Annotated in this window: 14 protein-coding genes; 5 read left to right on the top strand and 9 right to left on the bottom strand. The window is 49.1% G+C overall.

What is annotated here, in order from left to right; all coding sequences use genetic code 11:
• Both HKN79_06045 and HKN79_06040 read left to right on the top strand, forming a co-directional pair.
• The coding region (locus HKN79_06045) for a DNA mismatch repair protein MutS (GenBank protein NNC83119.1) at positions 1-245 on the top strand (245 nt) is incomplete at its 5' end.
• A gap of 294 nt (positions 246-539) precedes the next feature.
• On the top strand, positions 540-845 hold the full coding sequence (locus HKN79_06040; protein ID NNC83118.1) for a septum formation initiator family protein: 306 nt from the start codon (positions 540-542) through the stop codon (positions 843-845).
• 1 nt (position 846) lies between these two features.
• On the opposite strand, the gene HKN79_06035 is transcribed toward HKN79_06040, so the two are convergent.
• From HKN79_06035 to HKN79_06025, 3 genes are all read right to left on the bottom strand, one after another.
• Positions 847-1,560: an ABC transporter substrate-binding protein gene (locus tag HKN79_06035; GenBank protein NNC83117.1), complete on the bottom strand. Its 714-nt coding sequence runs from the start codon at positions 1,558-1,560 to the stop codon at positions 847-849.
• A gap of 69 nt (positions 1,561-1,629) precedes the next feature.
• Positions 1,630-2,610 (bottom strand): cysteine synthase family protein, encoded by a 981-nt coding sequence (locus HKN79_06030; GenBank protein NNC83116.1) that lies wholly within the window; start codon positions 2,608-2,610, stop codon positions 1,630-1,632.
• A 21-nt stretch (positions 2,611-2,631) separates the two neighbouring features.
• Positions 2,632-4,110 carry an ABC transporter permease gene (locus HKN79_06025; GenBank protein ID NNC83115.1) on the bottom strand — a complete coding sequence of 493 codons (1,479 nt, stop codon included), beginning with the start codon at positions 4,108-4,110 and terminating at the stop codon, positions 2,632-2,634.
• 38 nt (positions 4,111-4,148) lie between these two features.
• On the opposite strand from HKN79_06025, the gene HKN79_06020 reads away from it, so the two are divergent.
• On the top strand, positions 4,149-5,381 hold the full coding sequence (locus HKN79_06020; GenBank protein ID NNC83114.1) for a DUF1343 domain-containing protein: 1,233 nt from the start codon (positions 4,149-4,151) through the stop codon (positions 5,379-5,381).
• On the opposite strand, the gene HKN79_06015 is transcribed toward HKN79_06020, so the two are convergent.
• Positions 5,382-5,720, bottom strand: a complete 339-nt coding sequence (locus HKN79_06015; GenBank protein ID NNC83113.1) for a MerR family transcriptional regulator — start codon at positions 5,718-5,720, stop codon at positions 5,382-5,384.
• Positions 5,721-5,826: 106 nt separating this feature from the next.
• Here HKN79_06015 and HKN79_06010 point away from each other — a divergent pair, with 106 nt between their 5' ends.
• On the top strand, positions 5,827-6,288 hold the full coding sequence (locus tag HKN79_06010) for a hypothetical protein (protein NNC83112.1): 462 nt from the start codon (positions 5,827-5,829) through the stop codon (positions 6,286-6,288).
• Between the two features lie 4 nt (positions 6,289-6,292).
• Here HKN79_06010 and HKN79_06005 read toward each other — a convergent pair whose 3' ends face one another.
• Both HKN79_06005 and HKN79_06000 read right to left on the bottom strand, forming a co-directional pair.
• Entirely contained in the window at positions 6,293-7,405 is a 1,113-nt protein-coding gene (locus HKN79_06005; protein ID NNC83111.1) for an acyl-CoA desaturase, read from the bottom strand.
• 111 nt (positions 7,406-7,516) lie between these two features.
• Entirely contained in the window at positions 7,517-8,488 is a 972-nt protein-coding gene (locus tag HKN79_06000; protein NNC83110.1) for a M23 family metallopeptidase, read from the bottom strand.
• Positions 8,489-8,598: 110 nt separating this feature from the next.
• Between HKN79_06000 and alaS the strand changes: the two genes are divergently transcribed.
• Complete coding sequence (gene alaS, locus HKN79_05995) at positions 8,599-11,208, top strand: alanine--tRNA ligase (GenBank protein ID NNC83109.1); 2,610 nt, start codon at positions 8,599-8,601, stop codon at positions 11,206-11,208.
• 68 nt (positions 11,209-11,276) lie between these two features.
• On the opposite strand, the gene HKN79_05990 is transcribed toward alaS, so the two are convergent.
• The 3 genes from HKN79_05990 to HKN79_05980 all read right to left on the bottom strand — a co-directional run.
• A complete protein-coding gene (locus HKN79_05990) occupies positions 11,277-11,825 on the bottom strand; it encodes a hypothetical protein (protein ID NNC83108.1) in 549 nt (182 codons plus the stop codon).
• Positions 11,826-12,171: 346 nt separating this feature from the next.
• Positions 12,172-12,702: a hypothetical protein gene (locus HKN79_05985; GenBank protein ID NNC83107.1), complete on the bottom strand. Its 531-nt coding sequence runs from the start codon at positions 12,700-12,702 to the stop codon at positions 12,172-12,174.
• A 612-nt stretch (positions 12,703-13,314) separates the two neighbouring features.
• A partial coding sequence (locus tag HKN79_05980) for an acyl-CoA dehydrogenase (protein ID NNC83106.1) occupies positions 13,315-13,671 on the bottom strand: 357 nt, incomplete at its 5' end.

Here is a 13,671-nt window from a genome sequence, read left to right as displayed (position 1 = left end):
AGTTAGAAGAGGCCCGCAAGCTCAAAGACCGGAAGGAGAAATCCGCAGCTAAGAGTCGAGCGCGCAAGGAGCGCGAGCGCAGACGGAAGAACAAGGTCAAGAAGCCCGTCAAAGTAGGGTCGACCGTGCGCTTGGAGAAGAGCAATCAGCGAGGTGAGGTCATTGAGCTCAAGGGTTCGGAAGCGGTGGTAATGTTCGGCTCCTTCAAGACCAAGGTCGGATTGGAGAAGCTAGTGGTCGTCTAGTTTTGAAGAACACTCCCCTTCACCTTACATGCACGTCATACTCCCCTATTGAAAGAGGAAGCGAGTTCTGAATAGAGGAGGCATCTAGATAAGACCAGTATCTATTTGGCGAGTAGGGGTGTGTAATTGACTTTGATAACAATGACTGCGTAGTCCAGTCCTCAGGACCGGTCTCCTGAATTCTAAGGTGATATAATTCGCCTTTCAGGTCAGAACTACCAGTCAACCGATTCGTGTGCATAACCGATCGAATTCACAATCCAAGTCCCTGACCCTCGTTCTACTTTTATCATCGTGAAGGAGTTCATGCTCAAATACCTCAAGAACAGATATGTCCTGGTCATCCTTGGACTCTTTGTCTACCTGCTCTTCTTGGAGGAGACTGACCTCTTCACCTTGGCTAAATACAAGTCCAAGGTGAATGACCTCGAGCAGCAGAAGGAATATCTCGAGCAAGAGATCATCGAGACCCAGCAGGCCATCACAGAACTCACTACCGATGAAGCAGCATTGGAGAAGTTTGCCCGCGAGCAGCACTACATGAAGCGGGACAATGAAGATGTGTTTGTCTTTTTAGAAGAAGAGGCTCAAGAGGATTGAACTACTCATCTAGGAGTGATTCAAAATACTCCACCGCGCCCAGCATCATGGATCCATACCAAGAGAAATACTCTCCATCCACCAGTTCGACCTCGGCCTGTGGCCAAGCTTCTTTGATTTCATTGATGTGTTTTTCCTTGAACGGAAAGGGTTCAGAAGAGAGAAGGATGATCTCTGGATCGAATTCGCTGGATCTCACTTCGGGATATCGGGTCAAGTGACCAGTCACTGAATCAAATCCACAGCGATCGAGCATATCATGGATGAAGGTATCGTGCCCGATGCTCATGTACGGGTCTTTCCAGATGAGGTAAAGCACTTCTTTTCTGCTCTTCGGCCTAAGTGAATCAAAGCGCGTCCGTATCTGATCGCACAGATCCTGGGCTTTCTGCTCTGTGTCTGTCCGCAGACCGATCGATAGTATGGCATCAAGTGCTGTGTCGAGGTCGGATATGTCGGTCAGCACTACATCACAGTGTGCTTGCAAGGCCTCTATCTGGCTCTTTTCGTTCTCTTCCTTATTGGCAATAATGAGGTCGGGAGCCAGTTCGATGATCCTATCGACATTGAGTGTTTTGGTGCCCCCAATACGCTCCTTGCTGCGGTATATATGTTCTGGATGGATGCAGAATTTGGTGATACCGATGATTGCGTCATCCAGTCCGAGATAGGATAGGAGTTCGGTGAGCGAAGGGACGGTTGAGATGATGCGCATAGGAACTGATCTCGAAATTCTGGCATTGCGATATTTCAGAATTTCTTCATCTCAGGATCTTGAATGTCCTCAATCTATAAACCCATTTTCCCTCACCCAATCATCATTGAAGACCTTACCCACATAACGTGAGCCATGGTCATGGAAGAGGACCACCACCACATCATCCGGCTTGAGCTCATCCTTCAGCTGGCGAATCACCCCAAATGCACTTCCCGCAGAATTCCCGAGGAAGAGGCCTTCTTTTAATGCCAATTCACGAGTGATCAATACACCATCCTTGTCAGTGACCTTTTCAAACCGATCGATGATGTCGAAGTTGACATTCTTGGGAAGGATATCCTCTCCGATGCCTTCGGTGATGTACGGATAGATCTCCGCTTCATCGAACTCACCGGTCTCATGATACTTCTTGAAAACAGAACCATAGGTGTCGGCTCCCCAGAGCTTGATATCCGGATTCTTCTCTTTCAGGTATTTCCCCACCCCTGAGATGGTTCCACCAGTTCCTACACCAACTACGAAGTGAGTGATCTTCCCATCGGTCTGTTCCCAGATCTCAGGCCCGGTGGTCTCATAATGCCCCACGGTATTGTAGGGATTGTCGTATTGATTGACCCAGAATGAATTGGGAATCTCCTTACTTTTTGCCTCCGCTACCGAATAGTAACTCTGCGGGTCATCCGGGGCCACATTGGTCGGGCATACGATCACTTCGGCTCCCATGGCCTTGAGTACATCCACCTTCTCCTTGGATTGCTTATCGCTGGTCGTGCATATAAGCTTGTAGCCCTTGACGATACAGGCCAGAGCGAGTCCCATTCCCGTATTTCCAGAAGTGCATTCTATCACAGTGCCTCCTTCTTTGATCTTGCCCTCACGCTCGGCACCTTCTATCATGGCCAGGGCCATGCGGTCTTTGACGGAATGTCCTGGGTTGAAGTACTCCACTTTGGCCAGAACGGCACAAGGGATGTCTTCAGCGATCTTGTTGAGACGTATCAGCGGAGTGTTCCCTATGGTCTCGAGGATATTGTTCTTGATGTCCATGCGGGCGCAAAAGTAGGACGATCAGTCGAAGCGAATGGCTTTGACCGGAGTGATACGTGTGATGAAGTAAGATGGGATGAGCATGGCCAAGAGACAGATGGTCAATGTGCCTAGATCGATCAGGAGGATATCCGTCCAGTGGAGCAATATGGGCACTCGATTGAGGTAATAGGTCTCCGCACTGAGTTTGATGAATTGGAAGTGTTGCTGTGCCAGAGCCAATCCGAGACCGAGCAGATTTCCCCAGAGCAGGCCGGTCAGGATCAATTTGCCGGCATGACGGATGAATATCTTACGGATGCTCCAATTCTCCGAGCCCAATGCCTTGAGTATTCCGATCATATTGCTCCTCTCGATGATCAATATGAGAAGTGCCGAGGACATGTTGAAAATGGCCACACCGATCATCAGGGTGATAATGATATAGATATTGACATCCAGTATTTCCAGCCAGGAGAATATCTCTGGCGTTCGCTCAACGATGTCGCTGGTGTAAAAGAAGGGTCCAGTGGTGCGCTGGATGGACTTCTTCAAAGTAGACAACTGGTCGAAGTCTGATACGAATACCTCGAAACCTCCCACATAGTATTTCCCGCTTCCTCCGCTGGTGACGATGGTGTCCACCTCATAGGGACAATCACAAGCCAGTGAGACATTAGGCGTGAAATGAATGAAGGCGGTATCGCGGATGGTCTGTTTATTATCGCCTAGAACGATGTGGGCTGTTTCGCCTGACTCTGAACAGATGGGAAAGGGTCCGGCTCCGCTTGCTCCCGTGCTCCAAGAGAAGAAGTGTTCAGACTCTACCCCGAAGGACCGGGCTTCGAGATACTGCCCATCTGCATCGCAACTATCTAGAGCCAATGCCTGTATCTCCAGTCCCCAATGGCTCAAGCGCTGCAGATGGCGTATATCCATGTAGATGTACTGAGCATCGAATTCCTCCAGATCGGTCTGATAGATACCGGAGACTGTCAATCTACGGATGGAGAAATCCGAATCACTTTTTATGAAATACAAACTCAGTCTATCACCTACTTCCACATCCAAGGCGCGGGCCGTAACGGCAGAAACAAGCATTTCCTGGCCGGGACCACCCTCTGGGAGGTCGGGCATCCGACCGTCTGCCAATCGCCACTTCAAGAAATCAGGAACGGCCTCACGATCGATACCCTTTGCAATGACCCCTTCTATACCTTCCTTGCTCTCCAAGATGGTCGGCCGTGCCAGAAATGGTCTGATCATTTCCACACCTTCCATCGATGCGATATCGGCCAAGAAGTTCTGACGGATCTCCACGCGTTTATCCTCGGTACCCATGCCCGAAGCCACATCGGTGATCTGCAAGTGGGCATTGAACCCCACCACCTTATCACGTATCTCCGTACGGAAACCTCTGACGATGCTTGCACTGAGGATCATCACCGCTACTCCGAGGATTATCCCTAAAATCGCAATGCTGACGATCGGACGGGAGTAACGGCCCGTGCCTTTTTGCATGCGATCTGCTATGAATCTCTCGAACAATACCTGCTGTGATGATATGTGTCAAAAATAGCGTTAGCTGGATACTGCCCTTGATCCTTATTTCTTGCCTAGGGGTGAGTACAGAAACGGTCATCATCGAAGGGCATCCTACCATCGAGGCCGAGACGCTGATCGATAGGCTCGAAGTAGGCGCTGATCGCCTGTCAGAATACCTTCCCATGATACAGGAAAAGCGTGTAGCTATCGTGGCCAATCACACGTCCATGGTCGAGAATACCCATCTGGTGGATACCCTGCTAAGCCTAGGTGTTGACATTTCCCATGTTTATGCACCCGAGCATGGATTCAGGGGTGATCAAGATGCAGGAGCGCACATCGCAGATGAGAAGGATGCACAGACCGGACTGGCCATCTATTCCCTTCATGGAGATTCTAAGAAACCAAGTGAAGCCTCTTTGCGTGATGTTGATGTCGTCCTTTTTGACATCCAGGATGTGGGAGTGCGCTTCTATACCTACATCAGCACCTTGCATTATGTCATGGAGAGCTGTGCTGAACAGGATATCCCTGTGATAGTCCTGGACCGTCCCAATCCGCACGCCCATTATGTGGATGGCCCTGTATTGAAACCAGAATTCAGATCATTCGTGGGGATGCATCCCGTGCCGGTGGTCTATGGCATGACCATAGGGGAATATGCCCAGATGATTCATGGAGAAGGATGGCTCAAAGATGGAGTGAAATGTCAGCTCACAGTGGTCGAGTGTTCGGATTACCAGCGGGATGAAGAGTACATCCTACCCATTCCGCCTTCGCCCAACCTGCCTTCTCAGGCCAGTATCCGTCTCTATCCTTCACTGTGCTTTTTCGAAGGGACGGTAGTCAGCGTAGGACGAGGCACCGACCATCCATTCGAGATCATCGGCCATCCGGGCTTTGCTCCAGGTTCCTACACATTCGTACCAAAGCCTAATAAGGGCTCCAAGTATCCCAAGTTAGAGGGAGAGCAATGCTATGGACAGATGCTGGGAGAAGGAGCTTCCGAAGCCGTATACGAACAGCAGGAATTGGAGATAAGCTACTTATATGGCTACCATGACTTTCTTAAAGACAAAGTGGATGCATTCTTTTCGGCTCCTGAATTCTTTGACAAACTGGCCGGTACTGATGCGCTGAGAAAGCAGTTGATCGCGGGTGAGAGCGTAGAGGATATCAGAACGACCTGGAATGAGGACTTGGAAGCCTTCCAACAGATCCGAGAGAAATATCTGATCTACCCTTGATCAGCTGACCTTGTCGCGCAGGTCGATTAGGAATCCGCGCACTTTATTCAAGCGGTCGATGACCTCTACCTGGTCCACTGTATCGGAGCGGTTCTCTTTGAGTTTCTGTTGCGCGCCTTGCAGGGTGAAACCCCGTTCTTTCACCAGATGATAGATCAATCGGATATTCTCGATGTCCTGTTTGGTGAACATCCGATTGCCCTTCTTATTCTTTTTGGGCTTGATGATATCGAACTCCTTCTCCCAGAATCGGATCAATGAATTATTGACCTCGAACATCTGAGCGACTTCTGAGATGGAATAGTAAAGCTTCTCTATGGCCTTTTCACGATAAGGCATGTCAGTCAAAGTTAGGTTTTTTAAAATTCGATGATGTGCGTGCTATTGCCGGGACAAGCTTATGAGCGATCATTCGTTCTACTTTTGATCCATAAAATCGAATACTATGTACAGAATCGTCATACTAGTTGCTCTGCTAGCCTCCTTTACCACGGCCAGGAGTCAGGTCAATGGGGATCACTTCAATCTAGGCTTGGGATTTCACGGATGGGGAATTCCGGTATATGGTAGCTATGACTGGGAATTCAGAGGAGACTTCAATCTGGGTGTAGGTGCATCGGTCTCACTGGATACGGATGGTCCGGATGAAGGTCTGGACGGGAATGCATTCGGTGCCGGATTCTTCACCCAATGGTATGCTGATCGGGTCTTAGATGCGCCCAGTGAATTCGATGTCTATGCTGGAGCTGGAGTGTTCTACTACAGCTATCGAAAAGGGGATGACCTCGATCTGAACCTATTCATCGGTGGGCGTTATTTCTTCAATTCCAAAACGGCCATCAATCTGGAACTTGGTGGAGGAAGTGCCTTGGCCGGTGGAAAGATTGGCGTGAGCTGGCGTTTATAAAGGCCTAAGTCAGCGCCATCTCCTGATCATATCTACCCGTACCCAGACTGTGCAATAGACTGAAGTGACTCTTTAGGGCCGAGTAGAAGGAACGATGTTCCTGATATGGGATGCCATACTCTTCAGCCGTCTGTTGTACAATGGGCGAGATATTCCGATAGTGCACGTGACAGATGGTCGGGAAGAGGTGATGCTCGATCTGATAATTCAATCCACCAATGAACCAGGACAAAGCCCGATTTCCTCTGGCATAATTGGCCGTGGTCATCAACTGATGGATAGCCCAGTTATTCTCCACGCTGCCCGTATCTGACGGGGTATAGAATTCCGTCTCCTCGATGACGTGGGCCGGCTGAAAGACGAGAGCTAGGATCAGTCCGCTGATGTATTGCATCATGAGGAAACCGAGCAAGGTCTGCCACCAAGGGAGGTCTACCAGGATGATGGGCAAAACCAAGGTCAAGGCTATATACAACACCTTATAGATGATCACCTGGGTCAGAGCCTTGCGGAAAGTGAGGTTCTGACCGGCAAGCAAGCCCATCTTATTGTAGCGTACCAATTGCTCGAAATCCTTACTGACCAACCAATAAAAGGTCATCAGACCATAGAAGAAGGGCGCATAGAAGGCCTGGAAACGGTGGAGGTACTTCCGCTCTTGACCGGGAGCCTGGCGCATGATGATGGTCTCTATATCCTCATCATGCCCTTCTATATTGGTGAAGGAATGGTGAAGTACGTTGTGCTGGATCTTCCAGTTGATGTGGTACCCACCGATGTAATTCAGGAGGAAACCCAATGCATCGTTCACTTTGGGATTCTTGGAATAGGAGCGATGATTTGCATCGTGCATGATAGACAGGCCGATGCCAGACATACCCAGTCCCATCAATGCCCACATGACCATGATAGGCCATAACCCCGTGACTGCCCCAGTGAGCATCAACACAAGCGGGACCGTATACAGGACCAGCATGAATGCTGTCTTGAATTTCATGTTCCCATCCGCATGTTTGGACAGGTCGTTTTCTTTGAAATACGCGTTGACCCGTTGGTTCAAGGTCCGGTAGAATTCAGGTCGGTCCTTGGTGTTGAAAGATACCTTGGATATACTCATCTCTGAAATTAAGCCACAAAGGTACGCTCAGATGGATACCGACCGGCATATGGATGGAAATCGGTCAACAGGAATGATGGGATTGTTGGACTCGTAGGATGCCTGTGTTCCTCAATCCAAGGATTGATTGGAATTCTCCGCCATCTCGATCATGCGGGCATACTCCTCAGCAGTGATATCGTTGAAATAGAAGTTGACCGGATTGATAGGGTCTCCATTCAGCCGTACTTCATAGTGCAGGTGCGGTCCCTTGGATTTACCGGTGTTGCCTACAAAACCGATCACATCCCCTCGCTTCACCTTCTGACCCGGGCGCACATTGTACTTGCTCATATGTGCATAGAGCGTCACGTACCCATATCCATGGTCTATACGGATGTGATTGCCGTAGCCACTGGACTTGTTATCTGCTCGTTTGACCACACCATCACCGGTAGCATAGATGGGAGTACCCCGTGGAGCAGTGAAGTCCATGCCCTGATGCATCTTGGGTACTTTGTAGTGCGGGTCGATACGCATGCCATAACCAGATGCCATACGGGTGAGGTCCTTGTTGGCAACGGGTTGTATAGCCGGTATGCTGCGTAGCATATCCTCTTTGTTCTTGGCCAGATCCACGATCTCATCCAAAGACTCGCTCTGCACGACCATGCGCTTGGAAAGCTCATCCAATCTACGGTTGGTCTCGATGGTCAGTTCACTGAAATCATATCCTTCCAGGTGTCTGTAGCGATTCACACCTCCGATACCCGATAGTCGTTTGTTCTTGTCGATAGGCTCCGCCTCGAAGATCACGCGATAGATATTGTCATCCCTATGCTCCATATCACTCATCACGGCAGTCAACTTGTCCAAACGGGCATTGAGTTGTCTATACTGATCCATGAGTTGTTGATTCTCACGTTTCAGTGCGATCTCTTTGGGAGAATCGAAGTAGGTGTAGGCGACAAAAAGGATGATACCAGCGAAGAACAGACCGCTGATGAATATCGATAGAACCTTCTTCAGATGGTCCTTCCAAGTCACCTGGACCCGCTCATAATTGAGGGTCTCCGGGTTGTATCTATATCGCGTCTTGGTCATCAGCGGCCACGAATATAGGTCGAATAATCTATTTTTGCAATCTAGTCATTTGCTTGAAGTGTCTGTAAATCAGTGCTTTAAGCTTTTTTAACAAAAGAACTGACCCCTGTATGAAAAGTGCTGATATCCGACAGGCTTTCCTAGATTTCATGAAGTCTCGCACACATAGAATCGTGGATTCTGCACCTATGGTGATACAAGATGACCCTACCTTGATGTTCACCAATGCCGGGATGAATCAGTTCAAGGACATCTTCCTTGGGAATTCAGAACCCAAGCATCCACGGGTGGCCAATTCACAGAAGTGCCTACGGGTATCCGGAAAGCACAACGACTTGGAAGAAGTAGGTGTAGACACCTACCACCATACCATGTTCGAGATGTTGGGCAATTGGTCCTTTGGGGATTATTTCAAAGAGGAGGCCATCGATTGGGCTTGGGAACTCCTGACGGATGTCTATGGTATCGAGAAGGAGCGTCTCTATATCACCGTCTTCGGTGGTGATGAAAAGGACGGTCTGGAAGCAGATCAAGAGGCCCGAACGTTCTGGCAGAAACATGTCCCCAATCAGCGCATCTTGGATTTCGATAGGAAGGACAATTTCTGGGAGATGGGAGAGACGGGTCCCTGTGGGCCCTGCTCGGAGATACATATCGATCTACGGTCAGAGGCAGAAAGAAAACAGGTGGACGGGGCCACATTGGTGAATTTGGACGATCCGCGCGTTATCGAGATATGGAATCTCGTATTCATGGAATTCAACCGGAAGGCCGATTCCAGCCTACATCCACTCCCACACAAGCATATTGATACAGGGATGGGATTCGAGCGCCTGGCCACGGTGCTGCAAGGGAAAACTTCCAACTACGACACCGACATCTTCCAGCCACTCATCCAAGCTATCGAGAAGCGCAGTGGCAAGAAGTATCAGGCAAGTGACTCTCAGGTAGATATCGCTCTCCGTGTCATTGCGGACCACGTTAGAGCGGTCAGTTTCTCGATCGCTGATGGGCAATTGCCGTCCAATACTGGAGCGGGCTATGTCATCCGTAGGATCTTGCGCAGAGCTGTCCGCTATGCCTATAGCTTCTTGGAGATGAGAGAGCCCTTCATCCATGAACTCGTTGCCGTGTTGGTGACTCAGATGGGGGAGCATTTCACGGAATTGAAATCACAGGAAGAATTGATCTCCAAGGTGATAAAGGAAGAAGAAGAATCCTTCTTACGCACACTGAGCCGGGGTATGGAGCGTCTAGAGACTATCACCTCAGGTGGTGAGAAGGTCATTCCCGGGGAGAAGATATTCGAGCTCTATGACACCTACGGCTTTCCGGTCGACCTCACTGCACTCATTCTACGAGAGCAAGGTCTGGACCTGGACGAAGAGGGGTTCAAGGCCGAGTTGGAGAAACAGAAGGCCCGCTCACGAAAGGATGCCACCTCTGTCACAGGTGATTGGGTAGTGGTCAAGGAAGATGATGTCGAAGAATTCGTGGGCTATGACCAACTGGAGGCCGATGTGCACTTGACCCGTTACAGGGAGGTCGAGCAGAAGGGGAAGACCATCTATCAATTGGTATTCAACTATACGCCTTTCTATCCAGAAGGTGGTGGGCAGGTGGGAGATACCGGCACCCTCGAAAGGGACGGAGAGGTGGTACGCATCCTCGATACCAAGAAAGAGAATAACCTCATTATCCATTTTGCGGAATCCCTTCCCAAGGATGTAGGTTCTGATTACAAAGCCCGAGTGGATGCTGAGAAGCGCCAGCGAACTGAGCGCAATCACTCGGTCACACATCTACTGCACAAGGCACTGCGGGAAATACTCGGTGACCACGTCCAGCAGAAGGGTTCATTGGTCCATCCGGACTATCTGCGTTTTGATTTCTCACATTTCTCCAAGGTGGAAGATGAGCAAGTACGGGATATCGAAGTGCGGGTAAATGAACTCATCATGCAGGATGACCATCTGGATGAGAAGCGGAACATCCCTCTCCAAGAAGCACTGGACCAAGGCGCATTGGCCCTATTCGGGGAGAAGTATGGCGATACCGTGCGTGCCATACGCTTTGGGGAGAGTATGGAACTCTGTGGGGGCACTCATGTGTCCAGTACAGGTACCATCGGTCTCTTCAAGATCACCCAGGAGACCTCTGTGGCTGCCGGAATACGCAGGATCGAGGCCAAGACCGCGCAGGCTGCGCTCGCTGTAATGCATCAGGCGGAGGACACAGTGGCTGAGGCCAAAGAGCTTCTCAAAAATCCGGATCTCACGAAGGCGATCCAGGACTTGATACATAAGAATCAAGCTCTTACGAAGGAGATAGAGGAATTGAACAGTCTGAAGGTCGAAGGGCTTTTCAAGGAATTGAAGAGCCAGATCAGTGAGGTGAATGGAGTTCCTGCTTTGGTCAGAGAGGTCCCATTGGATGCAAAAGCTGTTAAGGACCTCGTGTTCAGACTCAAGGATTCTACACAGAGTATCTTCATGGTCTTCGGCTATGCAGATGGTCCAAAAGCCGGTCTAACGGTCGCCATGACTGAGAACCTTGTGAAAGAAAAAGGCTGGAATGCAGGTCAATTGATCAGGGATTGGGCCAAAGAGATCGAAGGAGGTGGGGGAGGTCAGCCTTTCTTGGCCACGGCCGGAGGCAAGAAACCGGAGGGCATAGCCTCAGCTTTGAATAAGGCCAGGGTCTTTCTAGAGGAGGCATAAAAAAGATCGGCCAGGTAACCCGACCGATCTGAACAAAGCGTAATAATGTCCGTTAAGGGTGCCTGCTTTTAAGCAAAGGCCTCTGCTTCTGAACCAGAATGAAAACCTGATCTTCCGTATGCCGGACCTTCGTATTCTATCTCATAACTGAGTCCGAGGTTCAGAACGTAGAGTACATTTAGAACGACCACCAAGAAGTAGTCGAAGACCGTCCTTCGGCCGAAGGAATTGCACAGATCGATGTGTGCCCATACCATAAAGACCGCGAACACCAAGGTGCTCAGTGTCAGAACGGGCAGAGACATGGAAACTGCAGAAAACCCTACCTCACCATTACTAAAGGCGATCAGCTCTTTATAATCCAAGAACAGTGCACCGAAAATCCCGACCAATGGCAGGATCATATAGGCGACATGCCAAATAGGACGTCCGATGACCTTCATGAATACCACGAAGTTCCATATCGGCACGATGGCTGAAAGGGCGGGTTGATTGGCCTTAGCGTAAAGTCTCATCTGGGCAACGATCCCGATGAAGGCCAAGAATGGGATCAGAACCCACAGTCCTCCGCCAAATGTGGCTTGGAGGAACTCGATGATTGCATTGATAAAATCCATAGCGCGAATAATTTTGTTTTTCGAATCGTAGCGTGTTCTTGTTGCACGATCTGTTGAAAAGACGGGGTTTTCAACAAACGGTTGCCTAGTCGTAGACGAAAATGGACCCAAATCGGCCTCTTTTCAGACTATTCTGAAATTGCTTATCAACCTAGAACTGTTAGGCTTAGCAAGGATTCCAGCGTTTTGCGAGTGTTTATAGGCCCTCTGAATGTTCTGTATGCATAGCATAGGAAATGTGAAAAAAAAGAGGCCACCATGATCACGGTGGCTCCTTTCTACCTGATCGAGTCAGGTGCTATGAACGGTCGAGGTCATGGCCTCGACAGCTTTGTATGTCTCGTATTCAACGTTCTTCTTGGTCTTCTATCCATGCTCTGTCCCTGTAGTGACTGCTTTCAAGAGTGGGAAGTGCGATGTCATGGGAGTAATGTCCTTCATCATGGGCATGGTGCCTGCGCAGAGAGTCCACATAGATGTGGTACTGTGCAGGTGAAAGGATGTCGCCAAGCCGGTCATCCCTGTTGGATAAGATGCGTTCTACCTCAGCTTGATAGGATGAACTAGATGCGGGGTGTTCCTCATGGATGCGTTTCATTGCACGCATGGTCCACCGATCCAAATCTTCAATCCTGGTCGTCTGTATCTGGGTGGGCTCCATATCATTGTCCACAAGTATCCGATAATCGACTTCGGTATTTACTTCATTAGGGGTGTCAGCATCGACCATTGTTATTGCTGATCCATCATCTATATCCATAGGAGGCTCCGGCACTTCTCGTTCCTGTGCGTGAAGCGTAAGGGTGAACCCAAAGCATAACATGATCAAACTAGCAAGTCTCCGTACCATATCCTTGTTCTCTTTCGGAATATCCATTGATGCCACTTATTCAGAAAGTATACCAGACAGCTCTTTCTGATACGTGGGACTTGTAATGGCATCAGAGATGGGGAATCAGGAGTACGCGCTGGGCAATACCGACCACGAAGGACTTTTGGCCTGTTATACCTGGGATAAATAATGCATGCCTAGCATAAAGGCCAAGGAAAAACCGGTCGTAGGCTTAAATGAAGCTTTGGTCGAAAAAACTTGCGATATATTATGCTTAGCATATATCTTATTTACGCGACAAATAGTAGAGAGTACCATAAGCTAGAGAGAAAAATGAGACCCAACAACCTACCCCGAAGAATGAGGAACGAAGCCAAAGTGCGTGTGGAAAGAATGGATATCTGTCCTACCATTAGAACGATACGGTTCACCCTGGTGCTATTATTCATCCTATCCCTTTTCAGTATCCTAAAGGCCATCTAATGACATATGATAAGACCGGCCCTTCACTGAGCCGGTCCTAAGAATTTTGAAAGCACATCTGTTTGTTTTGTTGCCTAAGCAGAGATCCTCTGCTCACTCAGAATGACCTTATTATCAAGTAGATGTCATTCTGAGTGAGTAGAGGATCTTTTTCTTCTTGGCTTATTGGATGTATCAGAAACAATACTCGTCAGCCGTAATGATGGCCTGCGCCACGGTCTGTTGTGCTTCTTTCACATTAAAAGGCTGGGTCTTGCTGAATCGCTTGATACCCAATAGCATCATTCGCAGTTCATCGCCATCGGCAAAGCTCATGATCGCTTCACGTCCTGATCTTCTGACTATCTCAGAGGCCTCGTAGATATACAATCTGGCCATAGCGATCTTCTCCTTCAGATCCTCTTCAGAGTGTGTCTTGAGAAGTTTCTTTACACGTAGAAGCACCGATTCCGCATTGTAGGTAGCAATCGCCATATCAGCAATGTTCATCAGGATCTCCTGCTCTTTACCCAATTGTGTCATCAGTTTCTG

Source organism: Flavobacteriales bacterium (genome assembly GCA_013001705.1).
In the GTDB taxonomy this organism is placed as follows: domain Bacteria; phylum Bacteroidota; class Bacteroidia; order Flavobacteriales_D; family JABDKJ01; genus JABDLZ01.
The sequence above is the reverse complement of the archived record's forward strand: the minus strand, read 5'-3'. Positions and strand labels throughout refer to the sequence as shown.

Bases quoted from the DNA above. Each gene is read 5' to 3' on its own strand.
- HKN79_06035 (NNC83117.1), bottom strand. From the start codon at position 1,560: ATGCGCATCATCTCAACCGTCCCTTCGCTCACCGAACTCCTATCCTAT.
- HKN79_06005 (NNC83111.1), bottom strand. From the start codon at position 7,405: ATGAGTATATCCAAGGTATCTTTCAACACCAAGGACCGACCTGAATTC.
- alaS (NNC83109.1), top strand. From the start codon at position 8,599: ATGAAAAGTGCTGATATCCGACAGGCTTTCCTAGATTTCATGAAGTCT.
- HKN79_06000 (NNC83110.1), bottom strand. From the start codon at position 8,488: ATGACCAAGACGCGATATAGATACAACCCGGAGACCCTCAATTATGAG.
- HKN79_06030 (NNC83116.1), bottom strand. From the start codon at position 2,610: ATGGACATCAAGAACAATATCCTCGAGACCATAGGGAACACTCCGCTG.
- HKN79_05985 (NNC83107.1), bottom strand. From the start codon at position 12,702: ATGGATATTCCGAAAGAGAACAAGGATATGGTACGGAGACTTGCTAGT.
- HKN79_06015 (NNC83113.1), bottom strand. From the start codon at position 5,720: ATGCCTTATCGTGAAAAGGCCATAGAGAAGCTTTACTATTCCATCTCA.
- HKN79_06025 (NNC83115.1), bottom strand. From the start codon at position 4,110: ATGCAAAAAGGCACGGGCCGTTACTCCCGTCCGATCGTCAGCATTGCG.
- HKN79_06010 (NNC83112.1), top strand. From the start codon at position 5,827: ATGTACAGAATCGTCATACTAGTTGCTCTGCTAGCCTCCTTTACCACG.
- HKN79_06020 (NNC83114.1), top strand. From the start codon at position 4,149: ATGATATGTGTCAAAAATAGCGTTAGCTGGATACTGCCCTTGATCCTT.
- HKN79_05990 (NNC83108.1), bottom strand. From the start codon at position 11,825: ATGGATTTTATCAATGCAATCATCGAGTTCCTCCAAGCCACATTTGGC.